This is a genomic window from Paraburkholderia phytofirmans PsJN (genome assembly GCF_000020125.1).
Classification (GTDB): domain Bacteria; phylum Pseudomonadota; class Gammaproteobacteria; order Burkholderiales; family Burkholderiaceae; genus Paraburkholderia; species Paraburkholderia phytofirmans.
The window spans coordinates 2603553-2621973 of sequence record NC_010681.1 but is presented as its reverse complement, the minus strand read 5'-3'; the positions used below and the strand labels follow the sequence as shown (position 1 = coordinate 2621973).

15 protein-coding genes are annotated in these 18421 nt (G+C 63.6%); 10 read left to right on the top strand and 5 right to left on the bottom strand.

The genetic code is table 11. The features are described 5' to 3' along the window. The first annotated feature begins 533 nt into the window (after positions 1 to 533). Positions 534 to 1931: an 8-oxoguanine deaminase gene (locus BPHYT_RS11520; protein ID WP_012433319.1), complete on the top strand. Its 1398-nt coding sequence runs from the start codon at positions 534 to 536 to the stop codon at positions 1929 to 1931. A gap of 54 nt (positions 1932 to 1985) precedes the next feature. On the opposite strand, the gene BPHYT_RS11515 is transcribed toward BPHYT_RS11520, so the two are convergent. Beyond that, positions 1986 to 2918, bottom strand: coding sequence for a LysR substrate-binding domain-containing protein (locus BPHYT_RS11515; protein WP_012433318.1), 933 nt, complete (start codon positions 2916 to 2918; stop codon positions 1986 to 1988). Positions 2919 to 3168: 250 nt separating this feature from the next. Here BPHYT_RS11515 and BPHYT_RS11510 point away from each other — a divergent pair, with 250 nt between their 5' ends. The 4 genes from BPHYT_RS11510 to BPHYT_RS11495 all read left to right on the top strand — a co-directional run bounded on the left by BPHYT_RS11510 (position 3169) and on the right by BPHYT_RS11495 (position 8086). Next, on the top strand, positions 3169 to 4770 hold the full coding sequence (locus tag BPHYT_RS11510; RefSeq protein ID WP_012433317.1) for an ABC transporter ATP-binding protein: 1602 nt from the start codon (positions 3169 to 3171) through the stop codon (positions 4768 to 4770). A 75-nt stretch (positions 4771 to 4845) separates the two neighbouring features. Next, entirely contained in the window at positions 4846 to 5952 is a 1107-nt protein-coding gene (locus tag BPHYT_RS11505) for an ABC transporter permease (RefSeq protein WP_012433316.1), read from the top strand. Positions 5953 to 5996: 44 nt separating this feature from the next. Continuing rightward, positions 5997 to 6926 (top strand): ABC transporter permease, encoded by a 930-nt coding sequence (locus BPHYT_RS11500; RefSeq protein WP_012433315.1) that lies wholly within the window; start codon positions 5997 to 5999, stop codon positions 6924 to 6926. Between the two features lie 53 nt (positions 6927 to 6979). Next, the gene (locus tag BPHYT_RS11495; protein WP_012433314.1) at positions 6980 to 8086 is read left to right on the top strand and encodes a BMP family ABC transporter substrate-binding protein; all 1107 of its coding nucleotides are present in this window, start codon (positions 6980 to 6982) and stop codon (positions 8084 to 8086) included. A 133-nt stretch (positions 8087 to 8219) separates the two neighbouring features. On the opposite strand, the gene BPHYT_RS11490 is transcribed toward BPHYT_RS11495, so the two are convergent. Beyond that, positions 8220 to 8426, bottom strand: a complete 207-nt coding sequence (locus BPHYT_RS11490) for a dodecin (RefSeq protein ID WP_012433313.1) — start codon at positions 8424 to 8426, stop codon at positions 8220 to 8222. Positions 8427 to 8627: 201 nt separating this feature from the next. Between BPHYT_RS11490 and BPHYT_RS11485 the strand changes: the two genes are divergently transcribed. The 4 genes from BPHYT_RS11485 (at position 8628) to BPHYT_RS11470 (ending at position 13534) form a co-directional block, all read left to right on the top strand. Next, positions 8628 to 9665 carry an NAD(P)-dependent oxidoreductase gene (locus tag BPHYT_RS11485; protein WP_407669190.1) on the top strand — a complete coding sequence of 346 codons (1038 nt, stop codon included), beginning with the start codon at positions 8628 to 8630 and terminating at the stop codon, positions 9663 to 9665. A gap of 83 nt (positions 9666 to 9748) precedes the next feature. Further along, positions 9749 to 11341, top strand: coding sequence for an ABC-F family ATPase (locus tag BPHYT_RS11480; RefSeq protein WP_012433311.1), 1593 nt, complete (start codon positions 9749 to 9751; stop codon positions 11339 to 11341). A 262-nt stretch (positions 11342 to 11603) separates the two neighbouring features. Beyond that, positions 11604 to 12794, top strand: a complete 1191-nt coding sequence (locus tag BPHYT_RS11475; protein WP_012433310.1) for an NAD(P)H-dependent flavin oxidoreductase — start codon at positions 11604 to 11606, stop codon at positions 12792 to 12794. Positions 12795 to 12865: 71 nt separating this feature from the next. Continuing rightward, positions 12866 to 13534, top strand: coding sequence for an OmpW/AlkL family protein (locus BPHYT_RS11470; RefSeq protein WP_012433309.1), 669 nt, complete (start codon positions 12866 to 12868; stop codon positions 13532 to 13534). Between the two features lie 32 nt (positions 13535 to 13566). Here the strand turns inward: BPHYT_RS11470 and BPHYT_RS11465 are convergent, their stop codons facing one another. From BPHYT_RS11465 to BPHYT_RS11455, 3 genes are all read right to left on the bottom strand, one after another. Then, positions 13567 to 13770: a DUF1289 domain-containing protein gene (locus BPHYT_RS11465; protein ID WP_012433308.1), complete on the bottom strand. Its 204-nt coding sequence runs from the start codon at positions 13768 to 13770 to the stop codon at positions 13567 to 13569. 166 nt (positions 13771 to 13936) lie between these two features. Then, positions 13937 to 15265, bottom strand: coding sequence for a phospholipase A (locus BPHYT_RS11460; RefSeq protein ID WP_012433307.1), 1329 nt, complete (start codon positions 15263 to 15265; stop codon positions 13937 to 13939). Between the two features lie 275 nt (positions 15266 to 15540). Further along, entirely contained in the window at positions 15541 to 16842 is a 1302-nt protein-coding gene (locus BPHYT_RS11455; protein WP_012433306.1) for an Nramp family divalent metal transporter, read from the bottom strand. Between the two features lie 476 nt (positions 16843 to 17318). Here BPHYT_RS11455 and BPHYT_RS11450 point away from each other — a divergent pair, with 476 nt between their 5' ends. Further along, positions 17319 to 18419, top strand: coding sequence for a polyamine ABC transporter substrate-binding protein (locus tag BPHYT_RS11450; protein ID WP_012433305.1), 1101 nt, complete (start codon positions 17319 to 17321; stop codon positions 18417 to 18419). The last annotated feature ends 2 nt before the right edge of the window (positions 18420 to 18421 follow it).

Below are 18421 nucleotides of genomic sequence, written 5' to 3'. Positions count from 1 at the left end.
CAATTTTCCTTATGTGAATGCGAGGTTTCGGCGGCAGCCCGATCCAGATACGTTTGCGGCGGATCGAGGCTCCACGTCAGTGGCTACATACCCGTCGGCGAATTGAAGCGAGCGCCGTGACAGCCATTGTAAAAAGGATGTTCCGTTCAGCGCGCGCGAGATAGGAAAGATAATAGCTGGCGCATGACGGACAGCCTGCTGAAAGCCGCAAAGACTCGATTCCCTCGACTATTACAGCGCAATTGCCTTCCCGCGGATCGTACCGGCGCCAAAAAAGACCCACTATATCGATGGCCTGAAGTTGGGTATCGCATTGGCGCGAGTTGCCAGCATTATTTTGGCCGTCGAAGGTTACGCCTGTGCGTTGCAGCAAACGCGAATCGACGACGATTCAGCCGCGGCGCACACCCCGAAGACGGCGGAAGCACGCTGGGTAACCGGGCCAACGGCGTTCGACGGGACGCGGCGGCACGGCAGCGCCGTCACATCGCGTTCGAACGGCTTTGCACGGAAGCAATGAAGCGGAGAAACGAATGACGATGGAACAAGCGGCTAATCAAACGAACAAGCCCAAAAAAACGATGCTGGTGAAGCACGCGGATGTGCTGGTCACGATGGACGGCGCCCGGCGCGAACTGCGCGACGGTGGCCTGTATATCGAGGACAACCGCATCGTCGCGGTCGGACCGACGGCGGATTTACCGCAAACCGCCGACGAAGTGCTGGACATGCGCGGGCATCTGGTGATCCCGGGCTTGGTGAACACGCACCACCACATGTACCAGAGCCTGACGCGCGCGATTCCCGCCGCGCAGAACGCCGAATTGTTCGGCTGGCTCACGAACCTCTACAAGGTGTGGGCAAACCTCACGCCGGAGATGATCGAAGTCTCGACGCTGACGGCAATGGCCGAGCTGTTGCTTTCCGGCTGCACGACGTCGAGCGACCATCTGTATATCTATCCGAACGGCAGCCGCCTCGACGACAGCATCGCCGCGGCGCGCCGGATCGGCATGCGTTTTCACGCGGCGCGCGGCAGCATGAGCGTGGGGCAGAAAGACGGTGGCTTGCCGCCGGATTCGGTGGTCGAGCGTGAAGCGGACATTCTGAAGGACACGCAGCGGCTGATCGAGACGTACCACGACGAGGGGCGTTACGCGATGTTGCGCGTGGTGGTCGCGCCATGCTCACCGTTCTCGGTGAGCCGCGATCTGATGCGGGAGTCGGCGGTGATGGCGCGGCGGTATGGTGTTTCGATGCACACGCATCTGGCGGAGAACGTCAACGACATCGCATATAGCCGCGAGAAGTTCGGCATGACGCCGGCGGAATACGCGGAAGACCTTGGCTGGGTCGGTCACGACGTATGGCATGCGCACTGCGTGCAACTCGACGACGCGGGCATCGAGCTGTTCGCGCGCACCGGCACCGGCGTCGCGCATTGCCCGTGTTCGAACATGCGGCTCGCGTCGGGCATCGCGCCGGTGAAGCGCATGCGTTTAGCGGGTGTGCCGGTGGGCTTGGGCGTCGACGGTTCGGCGTCGAATGACGGCGCGCACATGGTCGCCGAAGTGCGCCAGGCTTTGTTGCTGCAGCGAGTGGGTTTCGGGCCCGATGCCATGACCGCGCGCGAGGCATTGGAGATCGCGACGCTCGGCGGCGCGAAGGTGCTCAATCGCGACGACATCGGCGCATTGGCGCCCGGCATGGCGGCGGATTTCGTGTCGTTCGATCTGCGCCAGCCGCTTTTTGCCGGCGCGTTGCATGATCCGGTCGCGGCACTCGTGTTCTGCGCGCCGTCACAGGTGAGCTATAGCGTGATCGGCGGCAAGGTGGTCGTGAAAGAAGGGCAGTTGACGACGTTGGAACTCGGACCGGTCATCGAGCAACACAACCGGTTGGCGAAGACGCTTTACGAAGCGGCGGCGTAAAAGGAGGAGCGGGTTATCGGCGAGCGCCGATAACCCGCAGAGCAAAGCGGAACCTCAAGGCTTGTCGATCAACGTCTTGGTCGCTTCGGCGACCAGGCTGCGCAACCAGCGCACTTCATCGGAGTAATGGACGCGCTCGTGCCACAGCTGGTAGTACTGCATCGGCGGGAAATCGAGCGGCGCCGGCACGACCGTGAGCGGCAGGAACTTGGCGTAGTAATCGGCAAAGAGACGCGTCGTCGTGAAGATCAGATCGGACTTGATCAGCACGTACGGCGCCAGATTGAAGTAAGGCAACGTCACGACCACATGGCGCTTGAGCCGCTCGCGCGCGAGATGCACGTCGATCGCGCCGCGCTGGCCCACCGAATAGGGAGTAGGCGCGAGATGCGGCGCATTCAGATACTGGTCGAGCGTGAGACCGCCGCGCTTGGCGAACGGATGCGCGTTGCTCATCAGGCAGACGATTTGATCGACGAACAGGTTCGACAGATGCAGTTGCTCCGGTGGCTCCGGCCAGTTGCCGACCACGATGTCGAGCTTGCCGTCTTCGAGCGCGAGTTCATAGTCGAAGGCCGGGCCGAGCGAGTGAAACTCGAGCGTCGCGTTCGGCGCGGCCTGACGAAAGCGTTCGACCACCGTCGGCACGAACAGCACGTTCAGATAGTCCGGGCAGCCGATCCGGTAGCAACGGATGGACGTGGCCGGATCGAAATTGTGCTGCTGGAACTTGATGCGTTCGATCTCGCGCAGCGCGTTCTGCACCGGTTCGAGCAGGCGCAGGCCGTATTCCGTCGGCACCATGCCGGATTTGCCGCGGACCAGCAGCGGGTCGCCGGTGATGTCGCGCAAACGGCGCAGCGCCGCGCTGATGGCGGGTTGCGATTGGTTCAGTTTGACGGCCGCGCGCGTGACGCTGCGTTCCATCAACAGGGTGTGCAAGACGCGTAACAGGTACGTATCGATCGCCTCGCGTTGCTGACTCATGACTTCTCCGAAATATATGTTCTGGCTGATCGAGCGGGCATGGGGGTATATGACTTTTAATATGAACGCAAGGCCAAGTCAAGAGTGGGATACCCGCAGAGCGCGCTACGGCGCGGGTTTGCGGGAATTTTGACGGCTCGACTGAGCGGGTCGAATTAGGTATTGTCATCCGGTTGTGGTGACGGATCGCTTGCCGGCAAGGTGGGCGGACGCGCTGTAACCGGCAGTCACTGACGTACTACGGAATCACATGAGCGACTCTTCTTATAGCGACGGCGCCGCCGCGCAGCCGGCAGACAGGCCGGAACAGGCGGCGCCCCGGTTGATGCTCCAGAGCATCACCAAACAATACCCGGCCGTGCGAGCCAACGACGACGTCACGTTGATCGTCGCGCCGGGCGAAATCCATGCCGTGCTCGGCGAGAACGGCGCCGGCAAAAGCACGCTGATGAAAATCATCTACGGCGCGGTGCGGCCCGACGCCGGCGAGATTCGCTGGGAAGGCCAGACGGTCGAGATCGCCAACCCGGCGGCGGCGCGCAAACTGGGCATCGGCATGGTGTTCCAGCACTTTTCGCTGTTCGAGACACTCACTGTCGGCGAAAACATCGCGCTCGCGCTCGACGAACCTTTCGATCTGAAGACGCTGTCGAGGCGCATCCGCGAAGTCTCCGCCGATTACGGCCTCGATATCGATCCGCAGCGTCACGTGCACAGCCTGACCGTGGGCGAGCGGCAGCGCGTCGAGATCGTGCGCTGTCTGCTGCAGAACCCGCGTTTGCTGATCATGGACGAGCCGACCTCGGTGCTGACACCGCAAGCGGTCCGCAAGCTCTTCGAGACGCTGCGCCGGCTCGCCGCCGAAGGCTGCAGCATCCTTTACATCAGTCACAAGCTCGACGAAATCCAGGAGTTGTGCGACACCGCGACGGTGATGCGCGGCGGCCGCGTGACGGGTCACGTGAAGCCGAAGGGCGAAACACATGCGTCGCTCGCGCAGTTGATGGTCGGTCACTCGCTGCCGGATTACACGCGGCGCGAACACAATCCGGGCGCCGTGCTGCTCGATGTGAAGCGACTCTCGGTGGAAAGCGACGACCCGTTCGGCACCTCGTTGCACGACGTGTCGTTCGGCGTGCATGCGGGCGAAATCTTCGGCATCGCGGGCGTCTCGGGCAATGGCCAGGCGGAACTGCTGTCGGCGTTGTCGGGCGAAAAGCGCGGCGTGCGCGCCGATGCGGTCACGATTTGCGGCAAGGCGGCCGGGCGCCTCGGCGCGGGCGGGCGGCGCGCGCTCGGCTTCGGCTTCGTGCCGGAAGAGCGTCTCGGGCGCGGCGCAGTGCCGGCCATGACGCTGTCGGAAAACGCGCTGCTCACCGCGCATCGTCAGCAGATGGTGAATTCGGGCTGGATCAAGGCCGGTGCGATGCGCGCATTCGCGAAGCGCTGCATCGACGCCTTCGACGTGCGCTGCGGCGGCTCCGAAGCGCTCGCGCAAAGTCTGTCGGGCGGCAATCTGCAGAAGTACATCATGGGCCGCGAGATTCTGCAGGCGCCCAAGGTGCTGGTGGTCGCGCAGCCCACGTGGGGTGTCGACGTCGGCGCGGCGGCGTTCATTCGCCAGCAGTTGCTCGATCTGTCGGCGCGCGGCGTGGCGATTCTGGTGATCTCGGAGGAGTTAGAAGAGTTGTTCGACATCTGCGATCGTATCGCGGTGCTCGCAGGCGGCAGACTCTCGCCGGTGCGCGGCACGGGGGCGACCAACGCCGAGGAAATCGGCCGCTGGATGGCGGGCCTGTTCGGCGACCGCGAGGGCTCGGCGCCTTCGGCGGAACAGCCGGCGCATGCCTGAGCGGGCGTTTGTTTCGCGAATACGCCTGACGTCGCCCGGCATCAGAACGAGAACCCAATAAATCACACGCTACCCATGATTCTTCCGTATCGACTCGAAGCACGCACGACACCCTCGCGCACCATGCAGCTCGCCGTGCCGCTGATCGCCGCGTTGCTCACGCTCGCGATCGGCTTTCTGATTTTCAGCCTCGTCGGCCGCGATCCGTTGCAAGCCATGCACGCGTTTTTCATCGAGCCGCTGTCCAGCGTGAACGGCTGGTCCGAGCTGCTGCTGAAGGCGTCGCCGTTGTGCCTGATCGGGCTCGGCCTTGCCATCGGCTATCGCGCCAACGTGTGGAACATCGGCGCCGAAGGGCAGATGCTGCTTGGCGGCATCGCCGCGAGCGGCGTCGCGATCTATTTCGATCAAGCCACCGGCTGGTGGATTCTGCCGACCATGATGATCGCCGGCGTGCTCGGCGGCATGGCGTGGGCGGCGATTCCGGCGCTGCTCAAAAGCCGCTTCAACACCAATGAGATTCTCGTCAGCCTGATGCTCACGTACGTGGCCACGCAGTTGCTAATCTACCTGGTGAGCGGCCCGTGGCGTGACCCGCAGGGCATGAACTTTCCGCTCTCGGAGATGTTCAGCGGCGACGCGCTCTATCCGACTTTCTCCGGCGACTGGCACATCAAATGGCTGCGCGGCACGCGTCTGAACGCGTCGGTGTTCGTCACGCTGATCGCGATTCCGCTCGTGTGGGTTTTCATGCGCAAGAGCTTCGCGGGCTACCGTATGAACGTCGGCGGTCTCGCGCCGCTCGCCGCGCGCTACGCCGGCTTCTCCGACAAGAAAACCATCTGGACCTCGCTTCTGATCAGCGGCGGCCTCGCGGGTCTCGCCGGCATGGGCGAGATCTCCGGCCCGATCGGCCAGTTGCAGGCTACGTGGTCGCCGGGTTACGGCTTCACGGCAATCATCGTCGTGTTCGTGGGGCGGTTGCATCCGCTCGGCATCGTGCTCGCGAGCCTGCTGATGGCGCTGCTGTATCTCGGCGGCGAAGCCGTGCAAACCTCGATGCAATTGCCGCAGGCGCTTTCCGGCGTGTTCCAGGGGCTGTTGCTGTTCTGCCTGCTCGGCGCCGACCTGTTCGTGAACTACCGCGTGCGCCGACGTACGCTGGCCGCCCAGGCTCACTGACTCGCTCACTGCTTATCGTTCACTGATTTTTGCGCCGGATCCAAATGGACATTCAACAAGCCAGCTCGCTTACGTCGAGCGCCGTCACCGCCGCGATTCCGCTGATGTTCGCGGGCGCCGGCGAACTCGTCACCGAAAAATCGGGCGTTCTCAACCTCGGCGTCGAAGGCATGATGCTGATGGGCGCGGTGACCGGCTACGCGGTCACCGCGATAACCGGCAGCCCGTGGCTCGGCGTGCTCGCCGCGATCGGCGCCGGTCTCGCCATGTCGCTGCTGTTTGCGTTTCTCACGCTCACCATGCTCGCCAATCAGGTCGCCACCGGTCTCTCGCTGACGATCTTCGGCATCGGTCTGTCGGCTTATGTCGGCAAGCCGTACACGTCGGCGGCGGTGCGCGCGACCATCGACACGTGGACGATTCCCGGCCTCTCGAAGATTCCGGTGCTCGGCCCCGCGTTCTTCAGCCTCACGCCGCTCGATTACCTCGCTTTCCTGATGTTCGCGGTGATCGGCTGGTTCCTGTACCGCACGCGCGCGGGTCTGGTGCTGCGCTCGGTCGGCGAATCGCCGCAGGTCGCGCACTCGGTCGGCTTTCCGGTGATCGGTGTGCGTTACGGCGCGGTGGCGTTCGGCGGCGGCATGGCCGGGCTCGCGGGCGGCTACTATTCGATCGTCAATCTGCACCTGTGGCAGGAACAGCTCACGTCGGGCCGCGGCTGGATCGCGCTCGCGCTGGTGGTGTTCGCGACGTGGCGCCCGGGGCGTCTGCTGATCGGCGCGCTGCTGTTCGGCGCCGTGACCGGCCTGCAGTTCTACGCGCAGGCGATCGGCGTGCCGGTGCCGACGCAATTCCTCGCGATGCTGCCGTACGTCGCGACGGTCGTCGTGCTGGTGCTGATCTCGCGCAATCCGAACACGATCCGTCTGAATGCGCCGGCATCGCTGGGCAAACCGTTTTTCTCGGCGGGCTGACCGACCATCGACTCCGCTTTTCAAATCATTCGATAAACACGACAGGAGAAAACATGAAGAGAAGAAATCTGCTGACCGCTTGCGCCTGGGGCGCGGCCTCGCTGGCGCTTGGTGCCGCGGTGACTGCACCGCTCGCGCAAAGCGCGCAGGCCGCCGATGCGCCGGGCGTCGCGTTCGTCTATCTGGGCAATCCGGGCGATGCGGGCTGGACCTTCGCGCACGATCAGGGCTCGAAGGAAGCGGAAGCGAAATTCGGCAACAAGATCAAGATCACGCGCATCGAAAACGTGCCGGAATCGGCTGACTCCGAGCGCGTGTTCCGCGATCTGGCGAACAAGGGCAACAAGATCATCATCGGTTCGAGCTTCGGCTATCAGGACTTCGAACTGAAGGTCGCGAAGGATTTCCCGGACACCGTGTTCCTGCACGCGACGGGCTACAAGAAGGCGCCGAACTTCGGCACCTACGACGTGCGCATGTACCAGGGCGCGTATCTCGCCGGCGTTGCCGCGGGCTATGTGACGAAGACCAACACGCTCGGCTTCGTGGCGTCGGTGCCGATTCCCGAAGTGATCCGCAACATCAACGCGTACACGCTCGGCGCGCGCTCGGTGAATCCGAAGGTGCACACCAAGGTCATCTGGATCAACAGCTGGTTCGATCCGGGCAAGGAAAAGCAGGCGGCTGAAACGCTGATCGGCCAGGGCGCCGACGTGCTGCTGCAAAACACCGATTCGAGCGCCACGCTCGCCACGGCATCGGCCAAGCACGTGCACGCGTTCGGCTGGGATTCGGACATGAAGAAGTTCGGTCCCGACGCGCACCTCGGTTCGGTGGTCGCGCACTGGGGCGTGTATTACAACGCGGCGATCCAGCAGGTGCTGGACGGCAAGTGGAAAAACGATCCGGTGTGGTGGGGCATTCCGCAGAAGGCCGTCAATCTCGAGGATCTGAACACGTCCGCGATCTCGGCTGACGCGCAAAAGCAGGTTTCGGCGAAGCGCGACGAACTGGCGGGTGGCAAGTGGGACGTGTTTACGGGTCCGATCAAGGATCAGTCCGGCGCGGTAAAGGTCCCGGCCGGCAAGACGCTGACCGACCCGGAATTGCAACGCCTGAACTGGTATGTGGAAGGCGTGGACGGCACGCTGCCGAAGTAACGCCGCCAACAGATCGACCAGGCGGCGGTCTCAGCAACCGCTGCTTTGAGGAGCTGCGTCCAGCGCGGACGCAGCTTTTTTTTTGCCTTGGACGTTTAGCGCGCTCGCGCTGACGGCCCGGCTGTCGGCCGCATCAGTCGATGCGCAAGCCGACCTTGATCGTCACCTGCCAGTAAGCCACCTTGTCGTTCTCGATCTGGCCCCGTGTTTCCGTCACTTCGAACCAGTGCAGATTGCGCAGCGTCTTCGACGCTTTCGCGATTGCCGTGCTGACGGCGTCGTCACTCGATTTGGTCGACGAGCCGGTCAGTTCGATCTGTTTGTAGACGTGTTCGGACATGGACTTCCTCCTTTGATCTTCGTTGGTGTTCAAAAAGTATAGGCAACGAGAGCGCCGCGAACGGCCTCGTGTGACGGAGTCATGTCGCACATGCCGTGCCCGGTATGCCGTGGCGAGGCGCCGCCGTTATCATGTCCGCGCAACTCAATCTGATATCCGACGAGGTTCGAAGTGGAAATTGGTTTTTGCGGTCCCGGTTTGATGGGCGCGCCGATGACCCGGCATCTGCTGCGCGCGGGACATACCGTGCATGTCTGGAACCGCACGCGAGCGAAGGCGGAAGCGCTGGTGGCGGACGGCGCTCGAGTGGTCGACACGCCGCGCGAACTCGCCGCGCGGTGTGAGGCCGTGCTGCTGTGCGTCGCGGATGCAGCGGCGGTAGAGGAAACCGTGTTCGGCGCTTCCGGCCTTCTTGGTGCCGATGCGGCCGTGTCGGGCCGGTTGCGCTGGATCGTCGATCACTCCAGCATCCCGCCGGCCGCGACGCGCGCATTCGCGCAGCGGGTGGCGGCGCGGACGGTGGTTCGCACGGTTGGGAGTGTGGACGGGGGCGCGGGGATGGGCGAGGACGCAGGCGTGGGCGACGTCGCAGGTGCAGTAAGGAACGCAGCTGCGGACCCACGCACAGGCGCTGGCGTGAACAAGCACGCCGGCGCGAACCCGAACGCGGTCGACAGTGCGACCCCCGGCAGCATCGGCTGGATCGACGCGCCAGTTTCAGGCGGCGTGGCCGGCGCCACCGCCGGCACGCTGGCAGTCATGGCGGGCGGCGCCGCGGCGGATGTCGAGGCCGTCAAGCCGCTGCTTGGCGCTTACGCGTCGCGTGTCACGCACATGGGCGACGTCGGCGCGGGCCAGACCGCCAAGCTGTGCAATCAGACCATCGTCACCGCGACGCTGGCGGCGATCGCCGAAGCGGTGAGCCTCGCGCAACGCAGCGGCCTCGACGCATCGCGGCTGACCGAAGGTCTGGCCGGCGGCTGGGCCGATTCGGTGCTGCTGCAGACCTTCGTGCCGCGCATGACCCAAACCGGGCTCGCGCCGATCGGCGCGTTCCGGACCTTTCAGAAGGACATCGACACGGTGGCGGCGACCGCGTACGAGACCGGGACGCCGATGCCGGTGTCGTCGACGGTCCAGCAATTGCTGCGGCTCGGCGCGGCGATGGGGCTCGGCGAGGCCGACCTGTCCGCCTTCATCGACGTTTTGCAGACGCCGCGCGGCGTCCCAAGCCGGTAGCGCGACGGGCGCGCGGGTTGAATTCGCGATAACCTGCTAAAATATTGGGTTTTTCGCCGATATCACATTCAAAGGGACGCGCCGTGCTGTCTACCGCCAATATCACCATGCAATTCGGGCCAAAGCCCCTCTTCGAGAATATCTCGGTCAAATTCGGGGGAGGGAACCGCTATGGCCTGATTGGTGCGAACGGCTGCGGCAAGTCCACTTTCATGAAGATTCTGGGCGGCGACCTGGAGCCGAGTTCGGGCAACGTCATGCTCGAACCGAACATCCGCCTCGGTAAATTGCGTCAGGATCAGTTCGCGTACGAAGACGTGCGCGTGCTCGACGTGGTGATGATGGGCCACGCTGAAATGTGGGCCGCCATGACCGAGCGCGACGCGATCTACGCGAACCCCGACGCGACGGACGACGATTACATGCACGCCGCCGAACTCGAAGCGAAGTTCGCCGAGTACGACGGCTACACCGCCGAAGCGCGCGCGGGCGAACTGCTGCTCGGCATCGGCATCGCGATCGAGGACCATAACGGCCCGATGAGCAACGTCGCGCCGGGCTGGAAGCTGCGCGTGCTGCTCGCGCAGGCGCTGTTCTCGAAGCCGGACGTGCTGCTGCTCGACGAGCCGACCAACAACCTGGACATCAACTCGATCCGTTGGCTGGAAGACGTGCTCAACCAGTACAACTCGACGATGATCATCATCTCGCACGATCGACACTTCCTGAACCAGGTCTGCACGCACATGGCCGACATGGACTACGGCACGCTGAAGGTCTATCCGGGCAATTACGACGACTACATGCTGGCGAGCACGCAGGCGCGCGAGCGTCAGCAGAACGCCAACGCGAAGGCGAAAGAACGCGTGGCCGACCTGCAGGACTTCGTGCGCCGCTTCTCGGCGAACAAGTCGAAGGCGCGTCAGGCTACCAGCCGTCTCAAGATGATCGACAAGATCAAGATCGAGGAATTCAAGCCGTCGTCGCGGCAGAACCCGTTCATCCGCTTCGAGTACGAGAAGAAGCTGCACAACATCGCGGTGGTGGCCGAGAAGATTTCGAAGAAGTACGAACGGCAGATTTTCAACGACTTCAGCATCAGCGTGCAGCCGGGCGAGCGTATCGCGATCATCGGCGAGAACGGCGCGGGCAAGACCACGCTGCTGCGCTCGCTGCTCGGCAAACTCACGCTCGATCACGGCACGGTGAAGTGGGCTGAAAACGCGAACGTCGGTTACATGCCGCAGGACACGTACGAAGAGTTTCCGGACGACGTCACGCTGATGGACTGGATCGACGGCTACCGCCAGGAAGGCGACGACGAGCAGATGGTGCGCGGCACGCTCGGCCGGCTGCTGTTCAATGCCGACGACATCCGCAAGTCGGTCAAGGTGCTCTCCGGCGGCGAGAAAGGCCGCATGATCTGGGGCAAGCTCATGCTGGGCCGCCACAACGTGCTGCTGATGGACGAGCCGACCAACCACATGGACATGGAGTCGATCGAGTCGCTGCAGATCGCGCTCGACAAGTTCGACGGCACGCTGATTTTCGTCTCGCACGACCGTGAGTTCGTGAGTGGTCTTGCTAATCGGGTTATCGAAGTGAAGACGAATGGCACGTTGAATGACTTTGGTGGCAATTACGAAGACTTTTTGTTGAGCCAAGGCGTGCAGTAAGCACGGCTGAACTCCACGCCGCGATCACGCCGCACCTCAAAGCCCGCTTCTCCGAAGCGGGCTTTTTTCATGGCGCACGCATAGCCTCCGGCCTTCTACAGCATGCACTCAAGTCCATGCAATTCAAAGCGTGATTCGACTGACCGGCATCAATAGAAGGGCACACATGACCGGACACTTGCCCACTCATTGACCTGAAGCAACGCAGGCTGCGCCCGACCGACGATTATCAGCGTTTCGATAATCCTCCATCGGGCCAGTCATGCTCACCTCTCATTCGTTCCCGCCACTCGTCATTCGCGGCCGCTCGTTACTGCCGATCGTGCAAGGCGGCATGGGCGTCGGCATTTCGGCGCACCGGCTGGCCGGCAGTGTCGCTCGCGAAGGCGCGCTGGGCACCATCGCCAGTATCGACCTGCGGCATCATCATCGCGATCTGATGGAACGCTGCCGCGAGTCGCCTGACCGCGCGACGCTCGAAGAAGCCAATCTCACCGCGCTGGCCCGCGAAATCCACTCTGCCAAGGCACTGAGCGAAGGCCGCGGTATGATCGCCGTCAACGTGATGAAAGCGGTCAGCGCGCAAGCCGACTACGTGCGCGTCGCATGCGAGAGCGGCGCCGATGCGATCGTCATGGGCGCGGGCCTGCCGCTCGATCTGCCGGACATGACCCAAGGCTACGACATTGCGCTGATTCCGATTCTGTCGGACAGCCGCGGCGTCGCGCTCGTACTGAAGAAGTGGATGAAAAAAGGCCGTTTGCCCGATGCGGTAGTGATCGAACATCCGGCGCATGCGGGCGGCCATCTCGGCGTTAATAACCTGGCCGATCAACACGACGGGCGCTTCGATTTCTTGCGCATCCTCGAGGAACTCGACGCTGTATTCGTCTCGCTCGGCCTGAACCGTCAGGACGTGCCGTTGATCGTCGCGGGCGGCATCAATAGTCATGAGGCCGTGCGCGCACTGCTGAACGCGGGCGCCAGCGGCGTGCAACTCGGCACGCCGTTCGCCGTCACCGAGGAAGGCGACGCGCATCCGAATTTCAAGCGCGTACTGGCTGAAGCTACGCCGGAAGACATTGTCGAATTCGTCAGCGTGACAGGACTGCCCGCGCGCGCCGTGAAAACGCCGTGGCTGATGCGCTATCTGCGGCATGAAACGAAGATCCGCGAAAAAGTCGGCGCGCTCAAACATATCTGCCCGACCGCGCTCGAATGTCTCAGCGCGTGCGGTTGGCGCGATGGTATCGAGAAGTTCGGCCACTTCTGCATCGACACGCGACTCGCGGCCGCATTGCGCGGCGACGTGGCGAACGGTTTGTTCTTTCGCGGCCGCGAAGCGTTGCCGTTCGGCACGGCGATTCGCAGCGTGCACGACCTGCTCGAACTGCTGTTGACGGGCGCGACGCGACCGGCTGTCGCAGGCCGCTGGGCTTTCTCGCTGGGTTGATACGCGTCAACCTGACGCGCGACGAGAACTTCGACAATCCCCGCATGCAAACAAACAAAGCGGGGAAACACATGAAGCACGCATCCAGAAACAGAAAAAGAAACAGAATCGGAACCGCCGCTATCGCAGCAAGCCTGCTGTTCGCGGGCGCACTTGCGCCGCAGGCGCATGCAGCGGGAGACGACGCGATGAGCGGCATTCACGCCGGCGACGTACTGGTGCGATTGCGCGCCATCAGCATCATGCCGAACGTGAGCACGACCCAATCGCTGAGCGCGCTAAACGTCGGCGTGAATAACGCGATCGTGCCGGAACTGGATCTGACATACATGATCCGCGACAACCTCGGCGTCGAGCTGATTCTCGGCACCTCGCGGCATCAAGTGACTTCGAACATCGGCGGGCTCGGCGGCGTGAACGTGTTGCCGCCCACGCTGCTGTTGCAATATCACTTCAATCACGCGGGCCGTATTCGTCCGTATGTCGGCGCGGGTCTGAACTACACGCTGTTCTACAACAACGGTCTGAACGCGGGTGGCCAGTCGATCTCGATCACCAATCACAGTTGGGGACCGGCGTTACAGGCCGGCGTCGACGTGCAGGTCACTAAATCCTTGTTCGTCAACGCGGACATCAAGAAGATCTGGATGCATACGGATGCCTCGCTCGGCGGGCAGCCGCTGGGCCGCTTGAGCATCGATCCGGTGGTGGTCGGTCTGGGTGTCGGGATGCGCTTCTGATTACAACAGGGGACGCAGGCCGTGAGGCAAATCTACAGCTTGTCGTTCGCGAACCGCATCGCCGTGCCTTCCTGCTCGATGCGAACCCATACGGCGCGCTTTTCCTCGTCGCTGAGGAAAACCCAGTTGGACACTTCGACGGCGGTGCGGCCGCAGCCTTTGCAGACGTCGTCGAACAGCGTGGAACAGACGCCGATGCACGGGCTGTCGGGAAGATCGTGGAGATTCGAAGCCATCGGAAACCTTGGGGCGGAGAAGCAAAGTTCCGCTATGTTAGCCGATGCGCGCCGTGCACCTCGCCGTGCGCGACCGTCATGGCCGCGGCTCGCGCACGGTTGGCAGCATCCACCGCATGTTTTCGACGCCACCTTCGACGCGCGAATTTGCCCGCACACATCAACATCAGCGCGCGATGCTGTAACCGATGCGCGCTATCCAGTGTTGACGGTTGTTGTAGTCGAGCAGGTCTTCGCCGTAGCCGTTGAAATAGCCCACCCACACGTAGCCGCCCCACGCGCTGCCCAGCAGTTTGGCGAGCGGATAGGTGAATTGCGAATCCACGCTGCCGTACCAGTGCTTGGTGCCCTTGCGCAGCGTGGTCGCCAGTTGCCAGCCGTCCGGGCTGCCATATTTGACCAGCAAGTCCACGTAGCCGCGATAGTCGGCGATATCGGGGTTGCTGCTCGTGCCGACGTAGTAATAGATCTTCGGCGACACGGTCAGGTGGTTGGCCGTCAGATCGCCGAATTCCCAGGTCGGCCGGATAAACGGCATGTTGATGCTGCGCGAGTCCGCGCCGGCCTTGCCGTTCGATTCGTGCGCCACGCCGGCCGCGAAACCCATGCGCGTGAAGAACGGGCTCTGCCAGCCGGTGTCCGGCACGTAGTAGAACAATTGCGGCGAGTAGCTCGTGTCGCGGAACGGGCGCGAATCGGCGGACAGATCCCAGATCGAGGTTTGCGTGTACGCAAAGTACAGGTTGTCGAGGAAGGCTTTGGAGCGCAGATCGTCCGGTATCAGGATGCGGTATTTGAAGCTCAGTTGCAGCCGCGCGTTGGTGTCGCCGTTATGGCCGAAGGCGATGTACATCGGATCGTAATAGGAGAGGTGCGAGAACACGCCGCGTCCGACGGTCGCGAGCGAATCGCCGGGCGGCGCAATGGCGTCGCCGGTCGGGCCGCCGACTACCGCCGCCGTCGCGGCGGCTTGAGCGGGCGTGGTCGCCTGGCTCTCCGCGCGTTCCGCCTGGGCAATCGCGTCCTGCTGCGGCCCGCGATTGATCGCGACGAGCGCCGGCGACGCATCGAAACCCACCGGGTCGATGCGCACCTCGCCCCGCGCCGACTGCGGCCAGGGCGCCGAGAAACGCACCTTGCGGAACTGACCTGGCCGCAGACGCAGCGTGTCGGCCACGCCGGGTTCGCGCTTCAGATCGAGCGGCTGCGGCGACTGATCGCCCGCGCTCAGCGTCACGCGGATGGTCCGCGGGACGGTGATGGTCAGGGGTTTGGCGTCGTCGGCGGAGTAGAGCAGCGTGATCTGCAGCGGCTCGTTGGCCGCGGCCACGCGCGCGGGCTGCAGCATCGCGACCGTCGCGCGCGCCTCGTTGGACAGTGCGGCGCACACGACCAGCGTGGCGAGCAGCGTGACGCGGGAGAAGCGCGTCACGAGTTGACGGAACTGAGGGAAGGCGTTGCGGGCAAGGTGGTCGGTTGAGGCGTCAAAGCGCATGGGGCTGTCGTCCTGGAGCAAGGGCCGCGAGCGAACCGGACGCGGCAGGCATCGAAAGACGACCTCCGCAATGCTCACCGGATCGATCTCGCAAAAGCGCTGAAGGGCGCAAAAATGGGCACAAAAACGGCTGCCGCAGACAAAACCCGGCAGCCGCGATGAAACAGGCCGCATGGCCGGCGTGCCGCGAAAGCGGGCGGCGTTGCAGGTCATGCGAAATACTCAGAGGATACTTACAAAGTCACTTCAGTGGCAGCCGGTCGAAAAACGGCCGTTCAACTACCGAATGCCAGTTGCCACAACAACGCGCCGTTGAGCATGATGATGAACGCGGCGGACAGCCACGCGAGCACGAGCGGTACGCCGCGCACGCGCCAGCCGCGCATGAGCGTGGCGTCCGACGTGAAGCGGATCAACGGCACGACCGCGAGCGGCAATTGCAGGCTCAGCACCACCTGGCTTGCCACGAGCAACTGATTGGAACCGTGCTGGCCGAACAGCGCGACCGCGAACAGCGCCGGTCCGATCGCCAGCGCGCGGGTCAGCAGGGCGCGCTTCCAGCGCGGCAGGCGGATGCGAAGAAAGCCTTCCATGACCGCCTGGCCCGCCAGCGTGCCGGTGACGGTCGCGCTCAGTCCACAGGCGAGCAGCGCCGCAGCGAACAGAATGCCCGCCCAATGCGTGCCGACGAGCGGTGCGATGAGGCGGTGGGCATCCGCGAGATCGGTCACGTCGCGATGGCCGCTCACATAGAACACGGCGGCGGCCACGATCAGCAGCGCCGCATTGATCACGAAAGCAAACGACAGCGAACCGAAAGTGTCCAGATTGACCACGTGCAGCGCGACCTTGATCTGCGCGTCGCTGCCGTCGGGCGCGTGATGCTTGACGAGCGCCGAGTGCAGATAGAGGTTGTGCGGCATGACCGTCGCGCCGACGATGCCCGCCGCGAGCCACACCATGCCCGCGTTGCGCAGCAGTTCGACGCTCGGCACGGTGCCGGCGAGCGCCGCGTGCCAGTCCGGGCGCGCCAGCGCGAGCTGGACCACGAAGCACAGGCCGACGAAACCGATCAGCACCGCGATCACCGCTTCCAGTTTGCGGCCTTTCTGCTGGAGCGCGAGCAGCGCGAAGGTGCACACCGCCGACATCAACACCCCGACCGTGAGCGACACGCCGAGTAGCATTTGCAACGCGACGGCGCTGCCGACCACTTCGGCGACATCGCACGCGATGATCGCGACCTCGCTGGTCAGCCACAGGAACAGGGTGCCGCGGCGGCCCGTGCGTTCGCGGCAGACCTGCGCGAGATCGCGCCCGGTCACGACGCCCAGGCGCGAGGACAGCCACTGCAGCAGCATCGCCATCAGGCTCGACAGCAGCACCATGCCGAGCAGGCGGTAGCCGTAGCCCGCGCCGGCGCCGAGCGCGGTCGCCCAGTTGCCCGGATCGATATAGCCGACCGCGATCAGTGCGCCCGCGCCGACGAACGAGAACCAGTGCGGCGGACGTGCGCCCCCATCGGCCGGTAGACGCCGGCGGCGGTTGGGACGCAATGCGAACGGATTCGTGTTCATCGATGCCTGAGGTTCAAGACTGCATCCTCTTGCAAGCCACGTGCCCGCTGCGCGCGCAGCGGGCGGCGCCTGGCCCGTGAGAGCCTTTGAGAGCTATTGTGCACCGTCGAACGCTTCGCGGCTTGAGTGCGCTTCGACCTTAGCCGTCCGGCATCGAAGCTACGGAATGCGGTCGTGGGCCACCACCGTTTGCACGAACGCGGCGCGCCCTGCACAGCGTCAATTTGACGACCGGATAACAGCGCGCCGGTGCGGGTGTTTTTTTCGGGTGGACACGCGCGCATAACCCGCTAAAATTGCGGCCAATTTTCTAGCGATACGGCTTGCGCTGTACCGTTTGCGCGACAGCCTGGCAATTTTTTTGGAGCGCGCAATAATTGATGGTACTTTTCGGGTTTTTCAGGGGAGCCGCGGGCGCAGTGCCTCGGCGCTGGTGAGGGCGGCCGGCAACAGGCCGGTCAGGATCGGAGAACGGAATGAAAAGACGGGTAGTGGGGCAAGTGGCGGCGCTGGTCTTGTGCGCGGCGCCGTGGTTGACGGCTGCTGCGAAAGACACGCAGCTCAACGTGTATAACTGGTCCGATTACATCGCCAAGGACACCATTCCGAACTTCACCAAGCAGACCGGCGTCCAGGTCAAGTACGACAACTACGACAGCGACGACACGCTGCAAGCCAAGCTTCTCACCGGCAATTCCGGCTACGACATCGTCGTGCCGACCAGCAATTACGCCGGCAAGCAGATCGCCGCCGGCATCTTCGCGCCGCTCGACAAGTCGAAGCTGCCGAACCTGAAGTACCTCGATCCTTCGCTGATGGCGCTCGTCGCCGGCGCCGATCCGGGCAACAAGTTCACAGTGCCCTGGGCCTACGGCACGACCGGCCTCGGCTACAACGTCACCAAGGCACAGCAGATTCTCGGCAAGAACGTGCCGCTCGATAGCTGGGACGTGCTCTTCAAACCGGAAAACATTTCGAAGCTGAAGGCTTGCGGCGTGTCCGTGCTCGACGCGCCGGACCAGATGTTCGCCGCCGCGCTGCATTACATCGGTAAAGATCCGATGAGCACGAACCCGGCCGACTACCGCGCCGCGCTCGACATGATGAAGAAGATCCGCCCGTACATCACGCAGTTCAACTCGTCGGGCTACATCAACGACCTGGTCGGCGGCGACGTGTGCTTCGCGTACGGCTGGTCGGGTGATGTCGTGATCGCCAAGCATCGCGCGGTCGAGGCGAAGAAGCCCTATAAGGTCGAGTACTACATTCCGAAGGGCGGCGCGCCGGTGTGGTTCGACGTGATGGCGATTCCGAAGGACGCGAAGAACAAGGAAGCCGCGCTCGAGTGGATCAACTACATCGAAACGCCGCAGGTTCACGCCGCGATCACCAACGCCGTCTACTACCCGAGCGCCAACCTCGAAGCGCGCAAGTACGTGGACAAGGACGTGGCGAACGATCCGGCCGTGTATCCGCCGCCTGAAGTCATCAAGACCCTGTTCCTGCTGAAGCCGTTGCCGCCGGAAATCCAGCGGCTGCAGACGCGGCTGTGGACTGAGTTCAAGTCCGGCCGCTGACC